General features: G+C 55.0%; 13 protein-coding genes, 1 pseudogene and 1 other annotated feature. Of the genes and pseudogenes, 7 read left to right on the top strand and 7 right to left on the bottom strand.

Features of this window, described 5'->3' with window-relative positions; all coding sequences use genetic code 11:
* Positions 1–2: 2 nt before the first annotated feature.
* Positions 3–1,139, top strand: coding sequence for a vWA domain-containing protein (locus LJN55_RS12680; protein WP_227534582.1), 1,137 nt, complete (start codon positions 3–5; stop codon positions 1,137–1,139).
* Complete coding sequence (locus tag LJN55_RS12685; protein ID WP_407647751.1) at positions 1,136–3,163, top strand: SWIM zinc finger family protein; 2,028 nt, start codon at positions 1,136–1,138, stop codon at positions 3,161–3,163. The genes LJN55_RS12680 and LJN55_RS12685 overlap by 4 nt, the downstream gene beginning before the upstream one ends.
* A 35-nt stretch (positions 3,164–3,198) precedes the next feature.
* Here LJN55_RS12685 and sohB read toward each other — a convergent pair whose 3' ends face one another.
* Positions 3,199–4,248: a protease SohB gene (sohB, locus tag LJN55_RS12690; RefSeq protein ID WP_133841904.1), complete on the bottom strand. Its 1,050-nt coding sequence runs from the start codon at positions 4,246–4,248 to the stop codon at positions 3,199–3,201.
* 220 nt (positions 4,249–4,468) lie between these two features.
* Here sohB and LJN55_RS12695 point away from each other — a divergent pair, with 220 nt between their 5' ends.
* Complete coding sequence (locus LJN55_RS12695; RefSeq protein WP_227534583.1) at positions 4,469–5,230, top strand: YciK family oxidoreductase; 762 nt, start codon at positions 4,469–4,471, stop codon at positions 5,228–5,230.
* Positions 5,230–5,823 carry a cob(I)yrinic acid a,c-diamide adenosyltransferase gene (gene cobO, locus LJN55_RS12700; RefSeq protein ID WP_200642473.1) on the top strand — a complete coding sequence of 198 codons (594 nt, stop codon included), beginning with the start codon at positions 5,230–5,232 and terminating at the stop codon, positions 5,821–5,823. The genes LJN55_RS12695 and cobO overlap by 1 nt, the downstream gene beginning before the upstream one ends.
* Before the next feature lie 63 nt (positions 5,824–5,886).
* Here cobO and rluB read toward each other — a convergent pair whose 3' ends face one another.
* From rluB to LJN55_RS12720, 4 genes are all read right to left on the bottom strand, one after another.
* Positions 5,887–6,780 carry a 23S rRNA pseudouridine(2605) synthase RluB gene (rluB, locus tag LJN55_RS12705; protein ID WP_227534584.1) on the bottom strand — a complete coding sequence of 298 codons (894 nt, stop codon included), beginning with the start codon at positions 6,778–6,780 and terminating at the stop codon, positions 5,887–5,889.
* 203 nt (positions 6,781–6,983) lie between these two features.
* Positions 6,984–7,409, bottom strand: coding sequence for a glutaredoxin-dependent arsenate reductase (gene arsC / locus LJN55_RS12710; RefSeq protein ID WP_133842147.1), 426 nt, complete (start codon positions 7,407–7,409; stop codon positions 6,984–6,986).
* Positions 7,410–7,422: 13 nt separating this feature from the next.
* Positions 7,423–8,712 carry an arsenic transporter gene (locus LJN55_RS12715; RefSeq protein WP_227534585.1) on the bottom strand — a complete coding sequence of 430 codons (1,290 nt, stop codon included), beginning with the start codon at positions 8,710–8,712 and terminating at the stop codon, positions 7,423–7,425.
* A gap of 54 nt (positions 8,713–8,766) precedes the next feature.
* The gene (locus LJN55_RS12720) at positions 8,767–9,090 is read right to left on the bottom strand and encodes a metalloregulator ArsR/SmtB family transcription factor (RefSeq protein ID WP_320443528.1); all 324 of its coding nucleotides are present in this window, start codon (positions 9,088–9,090) and stop codon (positions 8,767–8,769) included.
* A 922-nt stretch (positions 9,091–10,012) separates the two neighbouring features.
* Between LJN55_RS12720 and LJN55_RS12725 the strand changes: the two genes are divergently transcribed.
* Positions 10,013–10,639, top strand: coding sequence for a serine protease family protein (locus LJN55_RS12725; RefSeq protein ID WP_159336556.1), 627 nt, complete (start codon positions 10,013–10,015; stop codon positions 10,637–10,639).
* A gap of 56 nt (positions 10,640–10,695) precedes the next feature.
* Here LJN55_RS12725 and LJN55_RS12730 read toward each other — a convergent pair whose 3' ends face one another.
* Positions 10,696–11,316: an L-threonylcarbamoyladenylate synthase gene (locus LJN55_RS12730; protein ID WP_133841897.1), complete on the bottom strand. Its 621-nt coding sequence runs from the start codon at positions 11,314–11,316 to the stop codon at positions 10,696–10,698.
* Positions 11,316–12,227, bottom strand: a complete 912-nt coding sequence (gene rnm / locus LJN55_RS12735) for an RNase RNM (RefSeq protein ID WP_159336555.1) — start codon at positions 12,225–12,227, stop codon at positions 11,316–11,318. Before rnm ends, LJN55_RS12730 begins: the two co-directional genes overlap by 1 nt.
* A 156-nt stretch (positions 12,228–12,383) precedes the next feature.
* Positions 12,384–12,482 (top strand) — a sequence feature (Trp leader region).
* A gap of 23 nt (positions 12,483–12,505) precedes the next feature.
* Between rnm and LJN55_RS12740 the strand changes: the two genes are divergently transcribed.
* Positions 12,506–14,068, top strand: a complete 1,563-nt coding sequence (locus LJN55_RS12740) for an anthranilate synthase component 1 (protein ID WP_133841895.1) — start codon at positions 12,506–12,508, stop codon at positions 14,066–14,068.
* A pseudogene (trpD, locus tag LJN55_RS12745) lies at positions 14,068–15,659 on the top strand (bifunctional anthranilate synthase glutamate amidotransferase component TrpG/anthranilate phosphoribosyltransferase TrpD). The gene LJN55_RS12740 and the pseudogene trpD overlap by 1 nt, the downstream one beginning before the upstream one ends.
* Positions 15,660–15,661: the final 2 nt, after the last annotated feature.

Raw genomic sequence — 15,661 nt, forward strand, 5'->3', positions numbered from 1 at the left:
GGATGCCTGAACTCTCCGATATGTTAACCAGCACTGAACTACAACGCTGGCGGCTGATGCTCGGTGAGGCTGCGGAAAGCAGTCTTGGCGGGCTTGATGAACATGCCCGCGCGGTGGATAACGCCCTGGAGTGGCTGTACGGTCGCGATCCGCAGCGCCTGCAACGCGGTGAGCGCCACGGCGGCAGAGAGGGATCGCAGCTCACCACTCCGCAATGGATCAACGCCATCCATCAACTGTTCCCTGCAGAGGTGATTGAACGGCTGGAAAGTGACGCCGTATTGCGCTTCGGCATCGATGATGTGGTCACCAACATTGAGGTACTGGAACGCATCGCCCCCTCTGAGGGCCTGCTGCGCGCGGTGTTGCACACCAAACACCTGATGAATCCACAGGTGTTACAGGCCGCCCGACGTCTGGTGCGTCAGGTGGTGGAACAGATTATGGCGCGGCTGGCGACTGAGGTCCGGCAGGCGTTTTCCGGCACCCGCGACCGCCGACGCCGATCGCCGGTGGCCATTGCCCGTAACTTCGATTTTAAAGGCACACTGCGTGATAACCTGCACCGCTGGGACCCACAGCGCGGACGGCTGTTTATTGAATCCCCGGTCTTTATCAGCCGGGTAAAACGCCACAGCGAGAAATGGCAGCTCATTTTGCTGGTCGATCAGAGCGGATCGATGGTGGATTCGGTGATCCACTCCGCCGTAATGGCCGCCTGTCTCTGGCAGCTACCAGGGATCCGTACCCATCTGGTGGCATTCGACACCAGCGTAGTGGATCTGACGGCTGACGTGCAGGACCCGGTTGACCTGCTGATGAAAGTTCAGTTGGGTGGCGGCACCGATATTGGTAAAGCCATGCAGTATGCGCGGCAGCTAATCGAACAGCCGCAAAAAAGCGCGATTGTACTGGTCAGCGATTTCTTCGAAGGCGGATCCCCCTCACTGTTGGTCAACCAGGTCAGGCAGTGTGTGCAGAGCGGCAGCAAAGTGCTGGGACTGGCCGCACTCGACAGTAAAGCCGCCCCCAGCTATGACCGTGATATGGCCCAACGGCTGGTCAATGCCGGGGCACAGATTGCAGCCATGACGCCGGGTGAACTGGCGGCCTGGCTGGCGGAGAACCTGCAATCATGAGTGAGATGCTACGCAGCGAGCTGCTCGAACTGACCCCGCAGGCGTTAATCGCCCTCAGCAATGCGGGTTTCGTTAAACGCAGCCAGAAAGAGATCGCCGCCGGAAATCTGCCCTCGTTCAGCGATAAGGACGGCGTGCTGACAGCGCAGTTTAGCGATGGCATCCAGACCCGGTTGAGCCAGGGTCAGGCATTGAAAGAAGCACAGTGTAGCTGTGGGGCCAGCAACATGTGCCGCCATCGGGTTATGCTGGTGCTCGGCTATCAACAACGGTGTGCCACTGAAGCGCCAGTCCCCGCCGCCTCTGTCCGCTGGCAGCCCGGCGAGTGGCTGGCGGAACTACGCTCACTGCCTGCAGCAACGCTAAAACGCGCACAGCAACTGGCTGATAAAGGGCTGGTGATAGAACTCCAGTGCGAACCCGGAAAGGTGCCCGCAGCGAAACTGCCGATGAGCGATGTGCGTTTTTTTTCACGCAGCAGCATGCAGTTTGCCCGTTGCGACTGCGTTGAAGGCACGCTGTGCGAACATATCATTCTCGCGGTGCAGGCCTTTGCCGCGGCCGAAGCACAGCATCCGGGTTTTGAACACCTCGTCTGGCAATTACAGGGCGAACGGCAGGATGATGTGACTGACCTGGCGGAGAGTGAAGGCAATCTGGCAGAGCTTTGTCACCTGAGCCACCAGCTATGGAGCCGTGGGCTCAGCCAGCCTTCTGTCACCTTTGCTCAGCTACTGACTCAGGCACAACGCAGCGCTCAGCAGGCAAACTGGCGCTGGGTGACACTGTCACTCCAGCAGATTGCAGAGGGCATCGACCACTTTCATCAGCGCGCATCCCATTATCGCGCCGGGCTGTTTCTCAGCCAGTTCGCCGGGTTAACGGCTCGTGTGCTGGCTGCCCGCGAGATGGTACGCGTGGCCTCGGAGGGCAAAACGCCCGCACAACCCTGGCGCAACATTGTCGGCCTCGGGATTCAGGATCGGGTCAGACTCGACCATCTGCGGCTGGTGTCGCTGGGCATGGAATGCTGGCAGGACGACCAGCATTACGCGGTACGCATCTGGTTTACCGATCCGGATACGGGCAGCGTTCTGCATCTGTCCCGCCAGTGGCCGCTGGCTGAACAGCAAAATGCACCTGGCTGGCAGCGCCGTATTGCGGGTTTCCAGGCTTCAATCCTGGCAGGTGGGCAAATCATCTCGCAGGCGGCACAGCGCGATGCGCGCGGGGAATTACACCTGGCGGCGCGCGATCGTCTGACTAGCGTCGCGCCCCTGACGCCCTCGGCATGGGAGATGCCCGAGTTTCCCCTTTGCCAGCCGGGTGTCGAAGCCCTGCGGCACCATCTGCAACAACGCCCGCCCGCTTTCACCCGACCACTTAGCCACAGTGATAGCCTGTTTATCCTGCCGCTGGGTGAATGTATGGATATCCGCTGGGATGCCGGGCGACAAACGCTGGAAGCTGATGTTATCAGCGGTGCAGGTGAAGAAAATGTTCTGAGGTTATCACTGAGTGCATCGCCTTCGGCCCCACGCGCCATTGACTGTCTGACGGCCCTGCTGCAACAGCAGGATGATCCGCCCTGCAAGGTCTCCGGTCGGGTATCGGTGGTGGACGGTGTTCTGGTGCTGGAACCGCTGGTGATCATGACGCGCCAGCGTGCCTGGGTGCTGAATGCCGGGAACCCGCCATCTCAGGCGCTGCCTGTCAGCGCATCCCCTCCGGCATTACCGCTGCCTCTGGCCCTGCTACAGCAGTGCCAGCAGATGCTGATCCAGTGGCTACACAACGGGTTGTTCCACCAGGAACAGCGTGCCTGTCGTGAAGCGGAAACGCTGGCGCAGGCGCTGGATGGATGCGGCTTTGAACGGCTGGCACGTCTGCTGCGTCATCTGCCTGCATTACTGGCGGGTACGGATCATGAGCGGCTGGTGAATACGCTGAACGCGATTGTGTTGCTGCGGGATGAACTGGAACAACAGTGTCTACTGACGCCGCAGGACGCGAACGCCCGTTAAAAGTATCACGCCCGCAGACGCGGGCGTGATGAGGATTACAGCAGCGGTTTATCACCACGTTGCCAGAGACGCAGCAGCAGACGTTCAACACTACCCGTCGCGCTATCGGTAAAGCGGCTCATCACCCCTTTGCGGCGCGCATAACGCACCCCAATCACCTGGTGTTTCTCCATCTGAGCGATAATCAGATCATCACTGGTGCTGATGGCATCAACCAGGCCTTTATCCAGCGCCTGCGTCCCGTACCAGTGCTCCCCGGTCGCGACACTGTCAATATCCAGCGAAGGACGCATCTGGTGTACAAACTGCTTAAACAGCAGGTGCGTTTCATTCAGGTCCTCACGGAATTTCTCGCGTCCCTGCTCGGTATTCTCACCAAACAGCGTCAGCGTACGTTTGTATTCCCCGGCCGTGTGCAGCTCAACGTCAATCTCATTGCGCTTCAGCAGACGGTTAAAGTTAGGGATTTGCGCCACCACGCCAATGGATCCGATGATCGAGAACGGAGCGGCAACGATACGATCCGCCACACAGGCCATCATATAACCGCCGCTCGCCGCCACTTTATCAACGGCCACCGTCAGCGGGATTTTCTTCTCACGCAGGCGCTGAAGCTGAGAGGCTGCCAGGCCGTAACCATGCACCACGCCGCCAGGGCTTTCCAGACGCAGCAGGACTTCATCCCCGGCCGTCGCCACCGCCATGACCGCCGACACCTCCTCACGCAGCGAGGAGACTTCACCGGCATCCATGCTGCCTTTGAAATCGATCACATACAGCGTGGGTTTCGTCGCTGCCGGTGGACGCCCCAGCTTCGCCTGCTGTTTGGCGGTTTTTGCCTCCAGCTTCTCTTTTTTCTTCTGCTCTTTGTGCCACAGTTTTTGCTGTAACGGCTTCATCTTCGCCAGCCGCATCGTATCCTGCATTTCCGTGTAGCGTTCATCCAGGTGGGTCAGTTTTAGCTGGCCGCTCTGGGCGCGTTTCCGCATGGCAAGATTAGCGATCACCACGGCGATGGCCACAATCGCCACCACAACGGTGACGGTTTTTGCCAGAAAAAGTCCATAATAAGAGAGTAAGTCCACTCAAACCGCCTTGATTTACATTATGTTAGAGATTGACTTATTGTAGCGGAGTCGCGCTCAGGAGTCGCCTACTGACGTGACTTCACCGTAAATCCGGGCAGCGCGATTGAACTCATCACCGTTTTCAGGCATAAATCACTTTATTCAATCCGTGCAAAGGCTTACGTCAGCCAGGACCATTAGCCCGCGGATATCATCCCCATCGCCAGAGGATCTTTACGTGCATTATCAACCGAAAAGCGATCTGCTTAATCACCGAATTATTCTTGTGACCGGCGCCAGCGATGGCATCGGGCGCGAGGCCGCCCTCTCCTATGCCCGCTACGGCGCGCAGGTGGTGCTACTGGGCCGCAATGCCGAAAAACTGCAACGGGTCTGTAATGAAGTGAATCAGCACAGCAAAGCCCCGGCGTTGTGGTTTACTCTCGATCTGGAAACTGCGACGCCGGAAAGCTGCCATCAGCTGGCACAGTCGGTAGCAGCAGAGGTGCCGCGCCTGGACGGCGTGCTGCATAACGCCGGGTTGTTAGGTGACGTCGTACCGATGGATCAGCAGGACCCGGCGACCTGGCAGCAGGTAATGCGCGTCAATATCGACGGCACGTTTTTCCTGACCCAGGCCCTGCTGCCGCTGCTGCTGAAGTCCGATGCTGCTTCGCTGGTGTTCACCTCTTCCAGCGTTGGCCGCCAGGGGCGTGCAAGCTGGGGTGCCTATTCGGTGTCGAAGTTTGCCACCGAAGGCATGATGCAGGTGCTTGCCGAAGAGTACGATGCACGCCAGCTACGGGTGAACTGCATAAATCCCGGAGGCACCCGCACCAAAATGCGCGCCAGTGCCTTCCCACAGGAAGATGCCAATAAGCTGAAAACCCCTGCCGACATTATGCCGCTTTATCTCTGGCTGATGGGTGATGACAGTAAACGTAAAACCGGGATCAGCTTTGATGCGCAGCCTGGACGTAAACCAGGAGCAGCAGAATAATGGCCGCAGAAGATCGTCATCAACAGCGCCAGCAGCGACTGAAAGAGCAGGTGGACGCGCGCATTGCGGCGGCGACCGATGTTCGCGGTATTCTGATGGTATTTACTGGTAACGGTAAAGGAAAAACCACGGCGGCGTTTGGCACCGCCACGCGTGCCGTCGGGCATCAGAAGCGTGTCGGCGTCATCCAGTTTATCAAAGGCGAATGGCCCAACGGTGAGCGTAACCTGCTGGAGCCTCATGGCGTAGAGTTTCAGGTGATGTCCACCGGATTTACCTGGGACACGCAAAACCGTGAAACGGACACCGCCGCCTGCCTGAGCGTGTGGCAGCATGGCAAACGCATGTTGCAGGATCCCACGCTGGACCTGGTGGTGCTGGATGAGCTGACCTATATGGTGAGTTTTGACTATCTGCCGCTGGAAGAGGTGCTTGAGGCATTGCAACAACGCCCTGTTCATCAGAGTGTGATTATCACTGGCCGCGGCTGTCATCGGGACATTCTGGAGCAGGCGGATACCGTCAGTGAAATGCGCCCGGTTAAGCATGCCTTCGATGCCGGGATCCAGGCACAACAGGGCATTGACTGGTAAGCGCTATAACGCAAAAGGGACCCGAAGGTCCCTTTTGACATCACACAACTGCATCACGCAACGTTAGCCTTGCTGACGCTTAGACGAGCGGCGATTGCTGCCCGGCTTGCTGGTTTTCGTGGTCGTGGTGGTATGACGCTTGACCGCACGGCGGATCTGGTTCGCTTTAGTACGGCGGCGATCTTTTTCCACGGCGACTTTGGTGACCGTTTCCGGCGCCAGACCGACCAGCTCACGCAGGTAGTTGGTCGGCTGGAGTTCCAGCTCTGTCCAGCCGCCACGCGGCAGACCTTTCGGCAGGTCGATATCGCCATAGCGGATACGGATCAGACGGCTCACCTGCACGCCGACCGCTTCCCACAGACGACGTACTTCACGGTTGCGCCCTTCGGTCAGCGTGACGTTGTACCACTGGTTGATCCCTTCCCCGCCCGTAAACTTCAGAGTTTTAAAGGCTGCCGGGCCGTCTTCTAACTGCACGCCACGGCTTAACTGTTTGATCTTCTCGTCATCGACGGCACCAAATACGCGGACGGCATATTCGCGCTCAACTTCACGGCTCGGGTGCATCAGGCGGTTTGCCAGTTCACCATCGGTAGTGAACAACAGCAGACCACAGGTGTTCACATCCAGGCGGCCAACGGCCACCCAACGCGCACCGCGCAGCTTCGGCAGACGGTCAAATACTGTCGGACGGCCTTCCGGGTCATTACGGGTACAAAGCTCACCTTCCGGCTTGTAATACGCCAGTACGCGGCAGACTTCGGCAATGGATTCACTGACAGGAACAATGTGGCCGTCAACACGGATCTTCATTGAGGCACTTGGCTCAACACGGTCACCCAGTGTGGCCAGCTTGCCATCAACGCTGACGCGTCCGGCAGAGATCAGGGTTTCGATTTCACGACGGGAACCGTGCCCGGCGCGTGCTAAAACTTTTTGTAATTTCTCGCTCATGGAGCTACCTCTGTGTCGCCTTCCCAGGCGTCATGGTGAAAACAGAATTTCTTTTGTTTTCAATAACTTAAAGTGTGTATCGCGTGTCATTATACAGCCTTTTTACTGCGGTGTAACCTTCTTACACCGCGCAGGCCCAAAAAAAGCCCTACACCTCGTCCCCATAACCCGTGCGACCCATTGAAAGAGTGAGCATTGTTGGACTACACCAGCCGCTTTCCTTGTTTGTCGATCAGTTTTTCACCCCCTTCCTTGCTGAATTCGCCCTGCTGCGGGTCTGGCAATATTTCAAGAACGATTTCTGACGGCCTGCATAACCGCGTGCCAATCGGTGTGACAACAATCGGGCGATTAATCAGGATCGGATATGTCAGCATGGATGCAATCAATTCATCATCGCTGAAGCGCTCTTCGGCTAATCCCAGTTGCTCGTAAGGTTCCACGTTCTGACGAAGCAATGCACGGGGGCTAATCTGCATTGCAGTGATCAACTGTACGAGCTTATCGCGATCGGGCGGTGTCTCCAGATAGAGAATAATTGTTGGTTCAACACCGCTATTACGAATCAGCGCCAGCGTGTTACGTGATGTTCCACAGGCCGGATTATGGTAGAGGGTAATATCTGTCATGTTCATTCTCATCTCATTGGGTCAGCGCCAGACGCAAAGCTAGCGCACTCAGGGTGACAAGCAGCACGGGCAGTGTCATCACCACGCCAACCCGGAAGTAGTAACCCCAGCTAATCTTGATGTTTTTCTGGTCGAGTACATGCAGCCAAAGTAACGTCGCCAGACTTCCAATCGGTGTAATTTTCGGCCCCAGATCGCAGCCAATAATGTTGGCGTAAATCATGGCTTCTTTGATGACACCTTCCGCCGCACTTGCCTCGATTGAGAGCGCGCCGATCAAAACAGTCGGCATATTGTTCATCACTGATGAAAGCATCGCCGTGACCAGCCCAGTACCAAAGGTGGCACTCCACAGCCCCCCGTTTGCGAAGGTATTTAATAGTGAGGTGAGATACTGGGTGAGGCCCGCATTTTTCAGACCGTAGACAACCAAGTACATCCCCAGTGAGAAAATAACAATCTGCCACGGTGCACCGCGTAGCACTTTCCCGGTGTTAATGGCATGGCCGCGTTTAGCCACAACAAACAGAATGAGCGCACCAGACGCAGCTATAGCACTCACGGGAATGCCGAGCGGCTCAAGCAGGAAGAAGCCAACCAACAGCAGAACCAACACCAGCCAGCCCATTTTGAATGTCGCCGGGTCTTTGATGGCATTCGCAGGAGATTTCAACAGTGAAAGATCGTAGGTAGCGGGAATGTCTTTACGGAAGAAAAGATGAAGGACAATCAGCGTGGCAATGATAGCGGCGAGATCAACCGGCACCATGACTGACGCATAGTCACTAAACCCCAGTTGGAAAAAATCTGCAGAAACGATATTAACGAGATTGGAGACTATCAGCGGCACACTGGCGGTGTCAGCGATAAACCCGGCTGCCATAACGAAAGCCAGTGTTGTTCCTTTGCTAAAACCTAATGCCAGCAGCATAGCGATAACAATGGGTGTCAGAATGAGCGCTGCACCATCATTAGCAAATAGCGCGGCCACCGCAGCACCTAACAGCACGATATACGTAAAAAGCAATCGCCCTCGCCCGTTACCCCATTTGGCAACATGCAACGCACACCATTCAAAAAATCCTGATTCGTCCAACAGCAGGCTGATGATGATTACTGCGATAAATGCAGCCGTTGCGTTCCAGACGATATGCCAGACAGCCGGAATGTCATTCAACTGAATGACTCCGGTCACCAACGCAAGCACTGCACCTATTGACGCTGTCCAGCCAATGCTAAGCCCGCGAGGCTGCCAGATAACCAACACGATGGTCAGGATAAATATTGCGCCTGCGAGTAACATTGAAATCTCCCACCTCGAAAAAATACATACGTTTTTGTGAATGCGTTTTTGCGATCAGCTGCACACATTAGCGTTAGCGTTTTTGAGTGATTCACGTACTTCCTCACGCTGACTGCTCCATGCGGTATCAATAATCAAGGCAGCCCATGCCGGCATATGAGGTGAAAGACGATAATGAACCCATTTGCCCTCACGGCGATCCAGCACTAATCCTGCATCACGTAACAGGGCAATATGCCTGGAAATTTTCGGCTGCGACTGGTTTGTCACTGCGCAAAGGTCGCACACACACAACTCTCCCGCTTCCCGTAACAGCAAAATAATGGTTGTCCGCGTTTCGTCGGCAAGCAATTTGAAAAGTTGAACAGGATGCATAATCAAACGTTCCAGTGAAAACAAGACAAATATGATAATTCATATATGTTAAAAGTAAAAGTGGATTTCAATCACTGGAAAATTTCCTATGCCCGCATTTCCAGCCCTTGATGCTGAACACGTTGATCTGTTCTTCTCAGGAAAAAATGCTGGCAGTGACGCAGTTTGCGGCGGGTCGCCGTCGTTCAACGCCGTCAATCAGGCAAAGATTTGATTGCGCCCCGTGCCATTGGTCATCAAACCCAAAGGACGCAGTGCGTGACCGCGCCATTTTCATTACATTTAAAAGACTTAACAGTTACCCACCTGAATGAAAGTATAAATACTTATCATTTAGCGTATTTTTCATTCATTCGTTAAAAAATGAATTAACCGAAATAACAGCAGGTTACTGCCTTACACTCCCCTTATTTGTTGAACCTTTCAGCCCGCACCAGGCCTGGCGCCAGCACGAAAATCCCGTATCTACGCGCGAATACCAGCCCCCCACTCCAGTTTTTTTGGTTTTTTTAGTTTCAAATACCAGACTGAAACTATTTTACATTATATTATGCTGCCATAATCACTATCAACCGAGGATACAGGAGAATAAATACCAAATATTCAGTTAATTTACACAGCAGGTTGGGTTAATTCTGGATTATCCGGCATATTAAGATTAAGGCTCAGATATTAATTTGCTCAACTTATAAGTTTGTGTAGAATTCACTCAGGCAGAAGAGCGCCATATAAATAGATAGTTAAATAAATATTACAAATACACGTTTAACGTGAACATAAAAATTTCGTTTTTCTTTTCGTTGTTAGCAGTAAACGGGAGTGAATGCTCCTGAAAAAATACGCTGAGTCACACTCGGCATCGGCATTACACGTCATTACTCCTCACCAGGGATTTTACTGACGTGTCCGACAAAATGTGATTATTATGAAAATTAAAAACACCCTGCCGGCGTTGGCATTGCTAATGCTGACCGGCTGCTCTGTAGGCAAATATGACTACAGCAGCGAAGCTATGAAACGCGTAGATATGAACTTTACCGGCATTCCGACCATTCTCGGCATCGGCGCGCTGGGCACCAGTATCCCTATCACCCCGGAGTACAGCCTGACTGCAGCGCATGTGGCAAAGCTTTCCGTACAGAAAGTGAAGGCCTATCACCCTTACTGCGACCTGGCGATCATCTACCACAAGAACGACATCAAAACGCTGCCGAAATTTCGCGACGGTGCCATTGGCGAGTCAGTGAAAATGTACGGTTACAGCTTTATTTCCGCCATGCCCGTTGAATCAGCAGGCGTCAATCTGGCTCTGACGGGAATCCGCAATGAATGGAATAAACGACCTTGCGTAGCGATGGCATCCAATGCTGGCGTGGTAAAAGGCATGTCGGGGGGGGCGGTTTATAATAGCGATGACACCATTGGTGGCGTCATTGTTGGCTTTACTAGCGAAATAAAAAGACCGCGTAAATCTCCAGTTCCGCTTAAGGATGTTTCACTGTATATCCCGTATAAGGATTTTAAAGAGTGGCTGGGCAAATCAACATCGTAATAACAATGAATGAGAATAAATAACAGGCCCATTCTCAGCGGCCTGTTATTTAACGCTTAGAGAAAGGGTTGAATATCGCCCACACCCTCGCGGATCACTTCCGGGGTATTTTCCGTTAAATCAATGACGGTGGTTGGCTGCTGCCCGAGATACCCGCCATGAATAATCAAGTCCACCAGCTTGCCAATTTCATCCTGGATCGCTTCCGGATCGGACTCGGTAAAGTCATTTCCCGGCAGCATCAGTGACGTCGACATCATCGGCTCATTCAGTGCTTCCAGCAGTTCCAGCGCAATCGGGTTTGAGGGGACACGCAGACCGATCGTCTTACGTTTCTCGCTCATCAGACGGCGTGGCACCTCTTTGGTTGCCTTCAGAATAAACGTGTAGTTCCCCGGCGTGTTGTTCTTGATCAGGCGAAATGCGGTGTTGTCTACGTGCGCATAGGTCGACAGCTCTGAGAGATCACGACACATCAGGGTAAAGTTATGGTTCCCATCCAGCTGACGAATGCGACAGATACGCTCCATCGCACTTTTATCTTCCAGCTTACAGCCCAGTGCATAGCCAGAATCCGTCGGATAGACAATCACACTGCCCTTGTTGAGCATTTCAACCGCCTGCTTGATCAGACGCGGCTGGGGATTATCCGGATGAATATAGAAAAATTGACTCATTACACACCTCTTGTTTGCGCTTCACTGCCACAAACCTGATTGACAATTTCAGGAAAACGGTGCCATACCGCTTCGACACCGCCCGGCAGCCACAATTTTTTTCCCAGTTCAATCCAGGGACAGGCCTGATGGAAGTCAGAACCCTGCGAGGCCGCTAACTGGTAGTCCTGCGCATAGCGTGCCAGCTGCTGACGCTCATTGGGCGCCTGCTGACACTGAGCCACTTCCATCGCCTCGCCGCCCTGCTCACTGAAGTGAGCCAGCAGACGTTTCAGCCATTTTGCCGACAGACCGTAGCGGCCGGGATGGGCTACCACGGCACGGCCACCTGAATGATGAATAGCATCAATAGCTTGTTTAATTGTACACCACTGTGGCGGGGCATAACCGGTTTTGCCGCGTGCCAGATAATTTTTGAACACCTGTTGCATGGTGTCCGCTTTCCCGGCGTTAATCAGAAAGCGGGCAAAATGCCCGCGCGTCACGGCACCGCCTTCTGCCAGCGCCAGCGCACCCGCTAATGCACCGGGGATATGCGCTTTTTCCAGCCGTTCAGCGATCAGTTCTGCACGCGCCAGACGGCGCTGCCCCTGTTCAGCCAGGAAGGCCACCATCTGTGGGTGGTCAATATCAATACCCAGGCCAACGATATGGATTTCATGGTTCTCCCACAGCGTTGAGATCTCCACGCCATTGATCAACTGCAACGGCAACGCATGACGTGCAATCGCTTCACGCGCGGGTTTAATGCCCTCCGTTGTATCGTGGTCGGTGATGGCCAGCACGCCCACGCGCTGTTCCACCGCACGCAGAACCAGTTGCTCCGGGGTCAGTAACCCGTCGGAAGCCCGCGTGTGGCTGTGAAGATCGTAGATAGGGAAAGCGCTGAGTGAGGCGGCAACTGCGGTCAAAACGACTCCGGGAAAGACAGAAAAATATCGCAGCATGATACCGACATTTTGCCCTAAGGGAAAAAGAGTATTGACTTTTCTCCCGCGAACCAGTTAACTAGTACGCAAGTTCACAAGCAAGGTATCTGTATCATGACGTATTCATTCTCTCTGATGACTGGTTGGTGGCGTACTTCTCCCTGAAAGGGCGAGGTTGTCATGCATGGTCAATACGTAGTGCAGATACTCAAGCCCGCCTGATGCGGGCTTTTTTTTGAGCAAAAAACAGAGAACATCACATGCAAAATGCCAAACCTACAGTGAAGTTGATTACCGGCAACGCACCTTACCGCGAAGATCCGGCCGCTGTTTTTCATCAGCTGTGTGCCGCCCGTTCCGAGACTCTGCTGCTGGAATCTGCGGACGTTGACAGCAAGCGCAACCTGAAAAGCCTGCTGATTGTGGATAGCGCCCTGCGCATTAGCGCCCTCGATAACCGGGTACAGGTGCAGGCACTGTCTGAGAATGGTCGCGCACTCCTGCCGCTGCTGGATGCCGCGCTGCCCGAATCGGTTGAGAACAGCGTGCGCCCGGATGGCCGCGAACTGGTGTTCCCGATTAATCACGCTTTCCTCGATGAGGACGCCAATCTTCGTGCGCTGTCGGTCTTTGATGCATTACGCCTGATCCCACAGCTGGTTAATGCCCCGGCAGAAGAGCGTGAAGCCGTGTTGCTCGGCGGCCTGTTTGCTTATGATCTGGTGGCAGGTTTTGAGTCACTGCCGGAATTAAAGAATGAACAGCGCTGCCCGGATTACTGCTTCTATCTGGCAGAAACGCTGCTGGTGATTGACCATCAGACGCAAAGCGCGCGACTGCAGGCCAGCCTTTTCACCCATTCACCTTCAGAATTTATGCGCCTGCAAAGCCGCATTGAGCAGTTGCACGGTCAGATGCTGCAGCCTGCCAGCGCACTGCCGGTGAAGACCGTCGAAAGCATGACGCTCAGCGTCAGCCAGAGCGATGAGGATTACTGCCAGGTGGTGCGCCAGATGCAGGATGCGATCCGCATCGGCGAAATCTTCCAGGTGGTGCCATCCCGTCGCTTCTCACTGCCCTGCCCGTCCCCGCTGGCCGCCTATGACACGCTGAAGAACAGTAACCCAAGCCCGTATATGTTCTTTATGCAGGATCGCGAGTTCAGCCTGTTTGGCGCTTCGCCGGAAAGCTCACTCAAGTATGACGCCACCAGCAACCAGATTGAAATCTACCCGATTGCCGGCACCCGCCCACGCGGCCGCCATGCGGATGGCTCACTGGATCGCGACCTCGACAGCCGCATCGAGCTGGAAATGCGCACTGACCATAAAGAGATGGCCGAGCATCTGATGCTGGTTGACCTCGCCCGTAACGATCTGGCGCGTATCTGTGAGCCGGGAACGCGTTATGTGGCAGACCTGACCAAAGTTGACCGTTACACCTTTGTCATGCATCTGGTCTCCCGCGTGGTCGGCCAGCTGCGTGCGGATATTGATGTGCTGCACGCTTACCGTGCCTGCATGAACATGGGCACGCTGAGCGGCGCACCGAAAGTCCGCGCTATGCAGCTGATTGCCAAAGCCGAAGGCACCCGTCGCGGCAGCTACGGTGGCGCCGTCGGTTACTTCACCGCCAGCGGCGATCTGGATACCTGCATTGTGATCCGCTCTGCGTACGTCGAAGACGGCGTGGCAACGGTTCAGGCCGGTGCCGGGGTGGTTCTGGATTCCAATCCGCAGGCGGAAGCGGATGAAAGCCGTAATAAGGCGCGCGCGGTTCTGCGTGCCATCGCGACAGCGCACCACAGCAAGGAGATGTTCTGATGGCCGATATTCTGCTGCTCGATAACTTCGACTCATTTACCTACAACCTCGTCGACCAGTTACGTGCCTTTGGCCATAACGTGGTGATTTACCGTAACAACGTCCCGGCGGACCAGCTGATTGCCCGTTTGCAGCAGATGGAAAATCCGGTACTGATGCTTTCTCCCGGTCCGGGCGCGCCATCAGAAGCGGGCTGTATGCCAGCGCTGCTGCAGGCCTTACGCGGCCAGTTGCCGATTATCGGTATCTGCCTCGGCCATCAGGCGATTGTTGAAGCCTATGGCGGTCACGTGGGTCAGGCGGGCGAAATCCTGCACGGCAAAGCCTCTGCGATTGATCATGACGATCAGGGCATGTTTGCCGGGCTGAACAACCCGTTACCGGTAGCACGCTACCACTCGCTGGTCGGCAGCAATATTCCCGATGGATTAACGGTTAACGCCACCTATAACGGCATGGTGATGGCCGTCCGTGATGACGCCAACCGTGTCTGTGGCTTCCAGTTCCATCCGGAATCTATTCTTACCAGCCAGGGCGCACGCCTGCTGGAACAAACTCTTGCCTGGGCGCTGGCGTGATCAAGGAGACAGCAATGAACACTATTCTGGAAAAATTATACCAGGCCGAGATCCTGACGCAGGCAGAAAGCCACCAGCTGTTTTCGGCGATTATTACCGGGCAGTTGGAGCCAACCCAGCTGGCGGGAGCGCTGATCGCCATGAAAATCCGTGGTGAACGTCCTCAGGAGATTGCCGGGGCAGCCACCGCCTTGTTAGAAGACGCTAAACCTTTCCCGCGCCCGGACTATCCGTTTGCGGATATTGTCGGGACCGGCGGTGACGGCAGTAACAGCATTAATATTTCCACCGCCAGCGCATTTGTTGCCGCCGCGTGCGGATTGAAGGTGGCGAAGCACGGTAACCGCAGTGTTTCCAGTAAATCGGGTTCGTCAGATTTGCTGGCCGCTTTCGGTATCAGCCTGGATTTACCCGCAGTGCAGGCACGCCAGGCACTGGATGATTTAAACGTGTGTTTCCTGTTTGCCCCTCAGTATCACAGCGGTTTTCGCCATGCGATGCCGGTGCGTAAAGAACTGAAGACGCGTACCATCTTTAACGTGCTCGGCCCGTTGATTAACCCGGCACGTCCGCCGCTGGCAGTGATCGGTGTTTACAGCCCGGAGCTGGTGCTGCCGATTGCTCAGACGTTGAAAGTGCTGGGTTACCAGCGTGCGGCAGTCGTGCATGGCGGGGGGATGGATGAAGTGGCTCTGCACAGCGCCACTCATGTGGCCGAACTGCGTGACGGCGAGATCACCAGCTATCAGTTAACGGCTGAAGATTTTGGCCTGAGCTACCATCCGCAAGAGGCGCTGGCCGGGGGTTCACCGGAAGAAAACCGTGACATTTTAACCCGTTTACTCCAGGGTAATGGCGAGCTGGCGCACGAAGAAGCCGTCGCGGCAAACGTCGCCCTGTTGCTGAAAATTTTTGGTCATGAAGACTTACGACACAATGCCCAACAGGCGCTGAAAACCATTCGCAGCGGCAAAGCCTACGAGCACGTGGTCGCACTGGCAGCAAGAGGATAATC

This window comes from Erwinia rhapontici (genome assembly GCF_020683125.1).
Taxonomy (GTDB): Bacteria; Pseudomonadota; Gammaproteobacteria; order Enterobacterales; family Enterobacteriaceae; genus Erwinia; species Erwinia rhapontici.

What these genes read in the sequence shown, in the direction of transcription:
- LJN55_RS12680 (WP_227534582.1), top strand. Translation starts at nt 3, where the DNA reads ATGCCTGAACTCTCCGATATGTTAACCAGCACTGAACTACAACGCTGG.
- LJN55_RS12685 (WP_407647751.1), top strand. Translation starts at nt 1,136, where the DNA reads ATGAGTGAGATGCTACGCAGCGAGCTGCTCGAACTGACCCCGCAGGCG.
- cobO (WP_200642473.1), top strand. Translation starts at nt 5,230, where the DNA reads ATGGCCGCAGAAGATCGTCATCAACAGCGCCAGCAGCGACTGAAAGAG.
- rluB (WP_227534584.1), bottom strand. Translation starts at nt 6,780, where the DNA reads ATGAGCGAGAAATTACAAAAAGTTTTAGCACGCGCCGGGCACGGTTCC.
- arsC (WP_133842147.1), bottom strand. Translation starts at nt 7,409, where the DNA reads ATGACAGATATTACCCTCTACCATAATCCGGCCTGTGGAACATCACGT.
- LJN55_RS12715 (WP_227534585.1), bottom strand. Translation starts at nt 8,712, where the DNA reads ATGTTACTCGCAGGCGCAATATTTATCCTGACCATCGTGTTGGTTATC.
- LJN55_RS12725 (WP_159336556.1), top strand. Translation starts at nt 10,013, where the DNA reads ATGAAAATTAAAAACACCCTGCCGGCGTTGGCATTGCTAATGCTGACC.
- LJN55_RS12730 (WP_133841897.1), bottom strand. Translation starts at nt 11,316, where the DNA reads ATGAGTCAATTTTTCTATATTCATCCGGATAATCCCCAGCCGCGTCTG.
- LJN55_RS12740 (WP_133841895.1), top strand. Translation starts at nt 12,506, where the DNA reads ATGCAAAATGCCAAACCTACAGTGAAGTTGATTACCGGCAACGCACCT.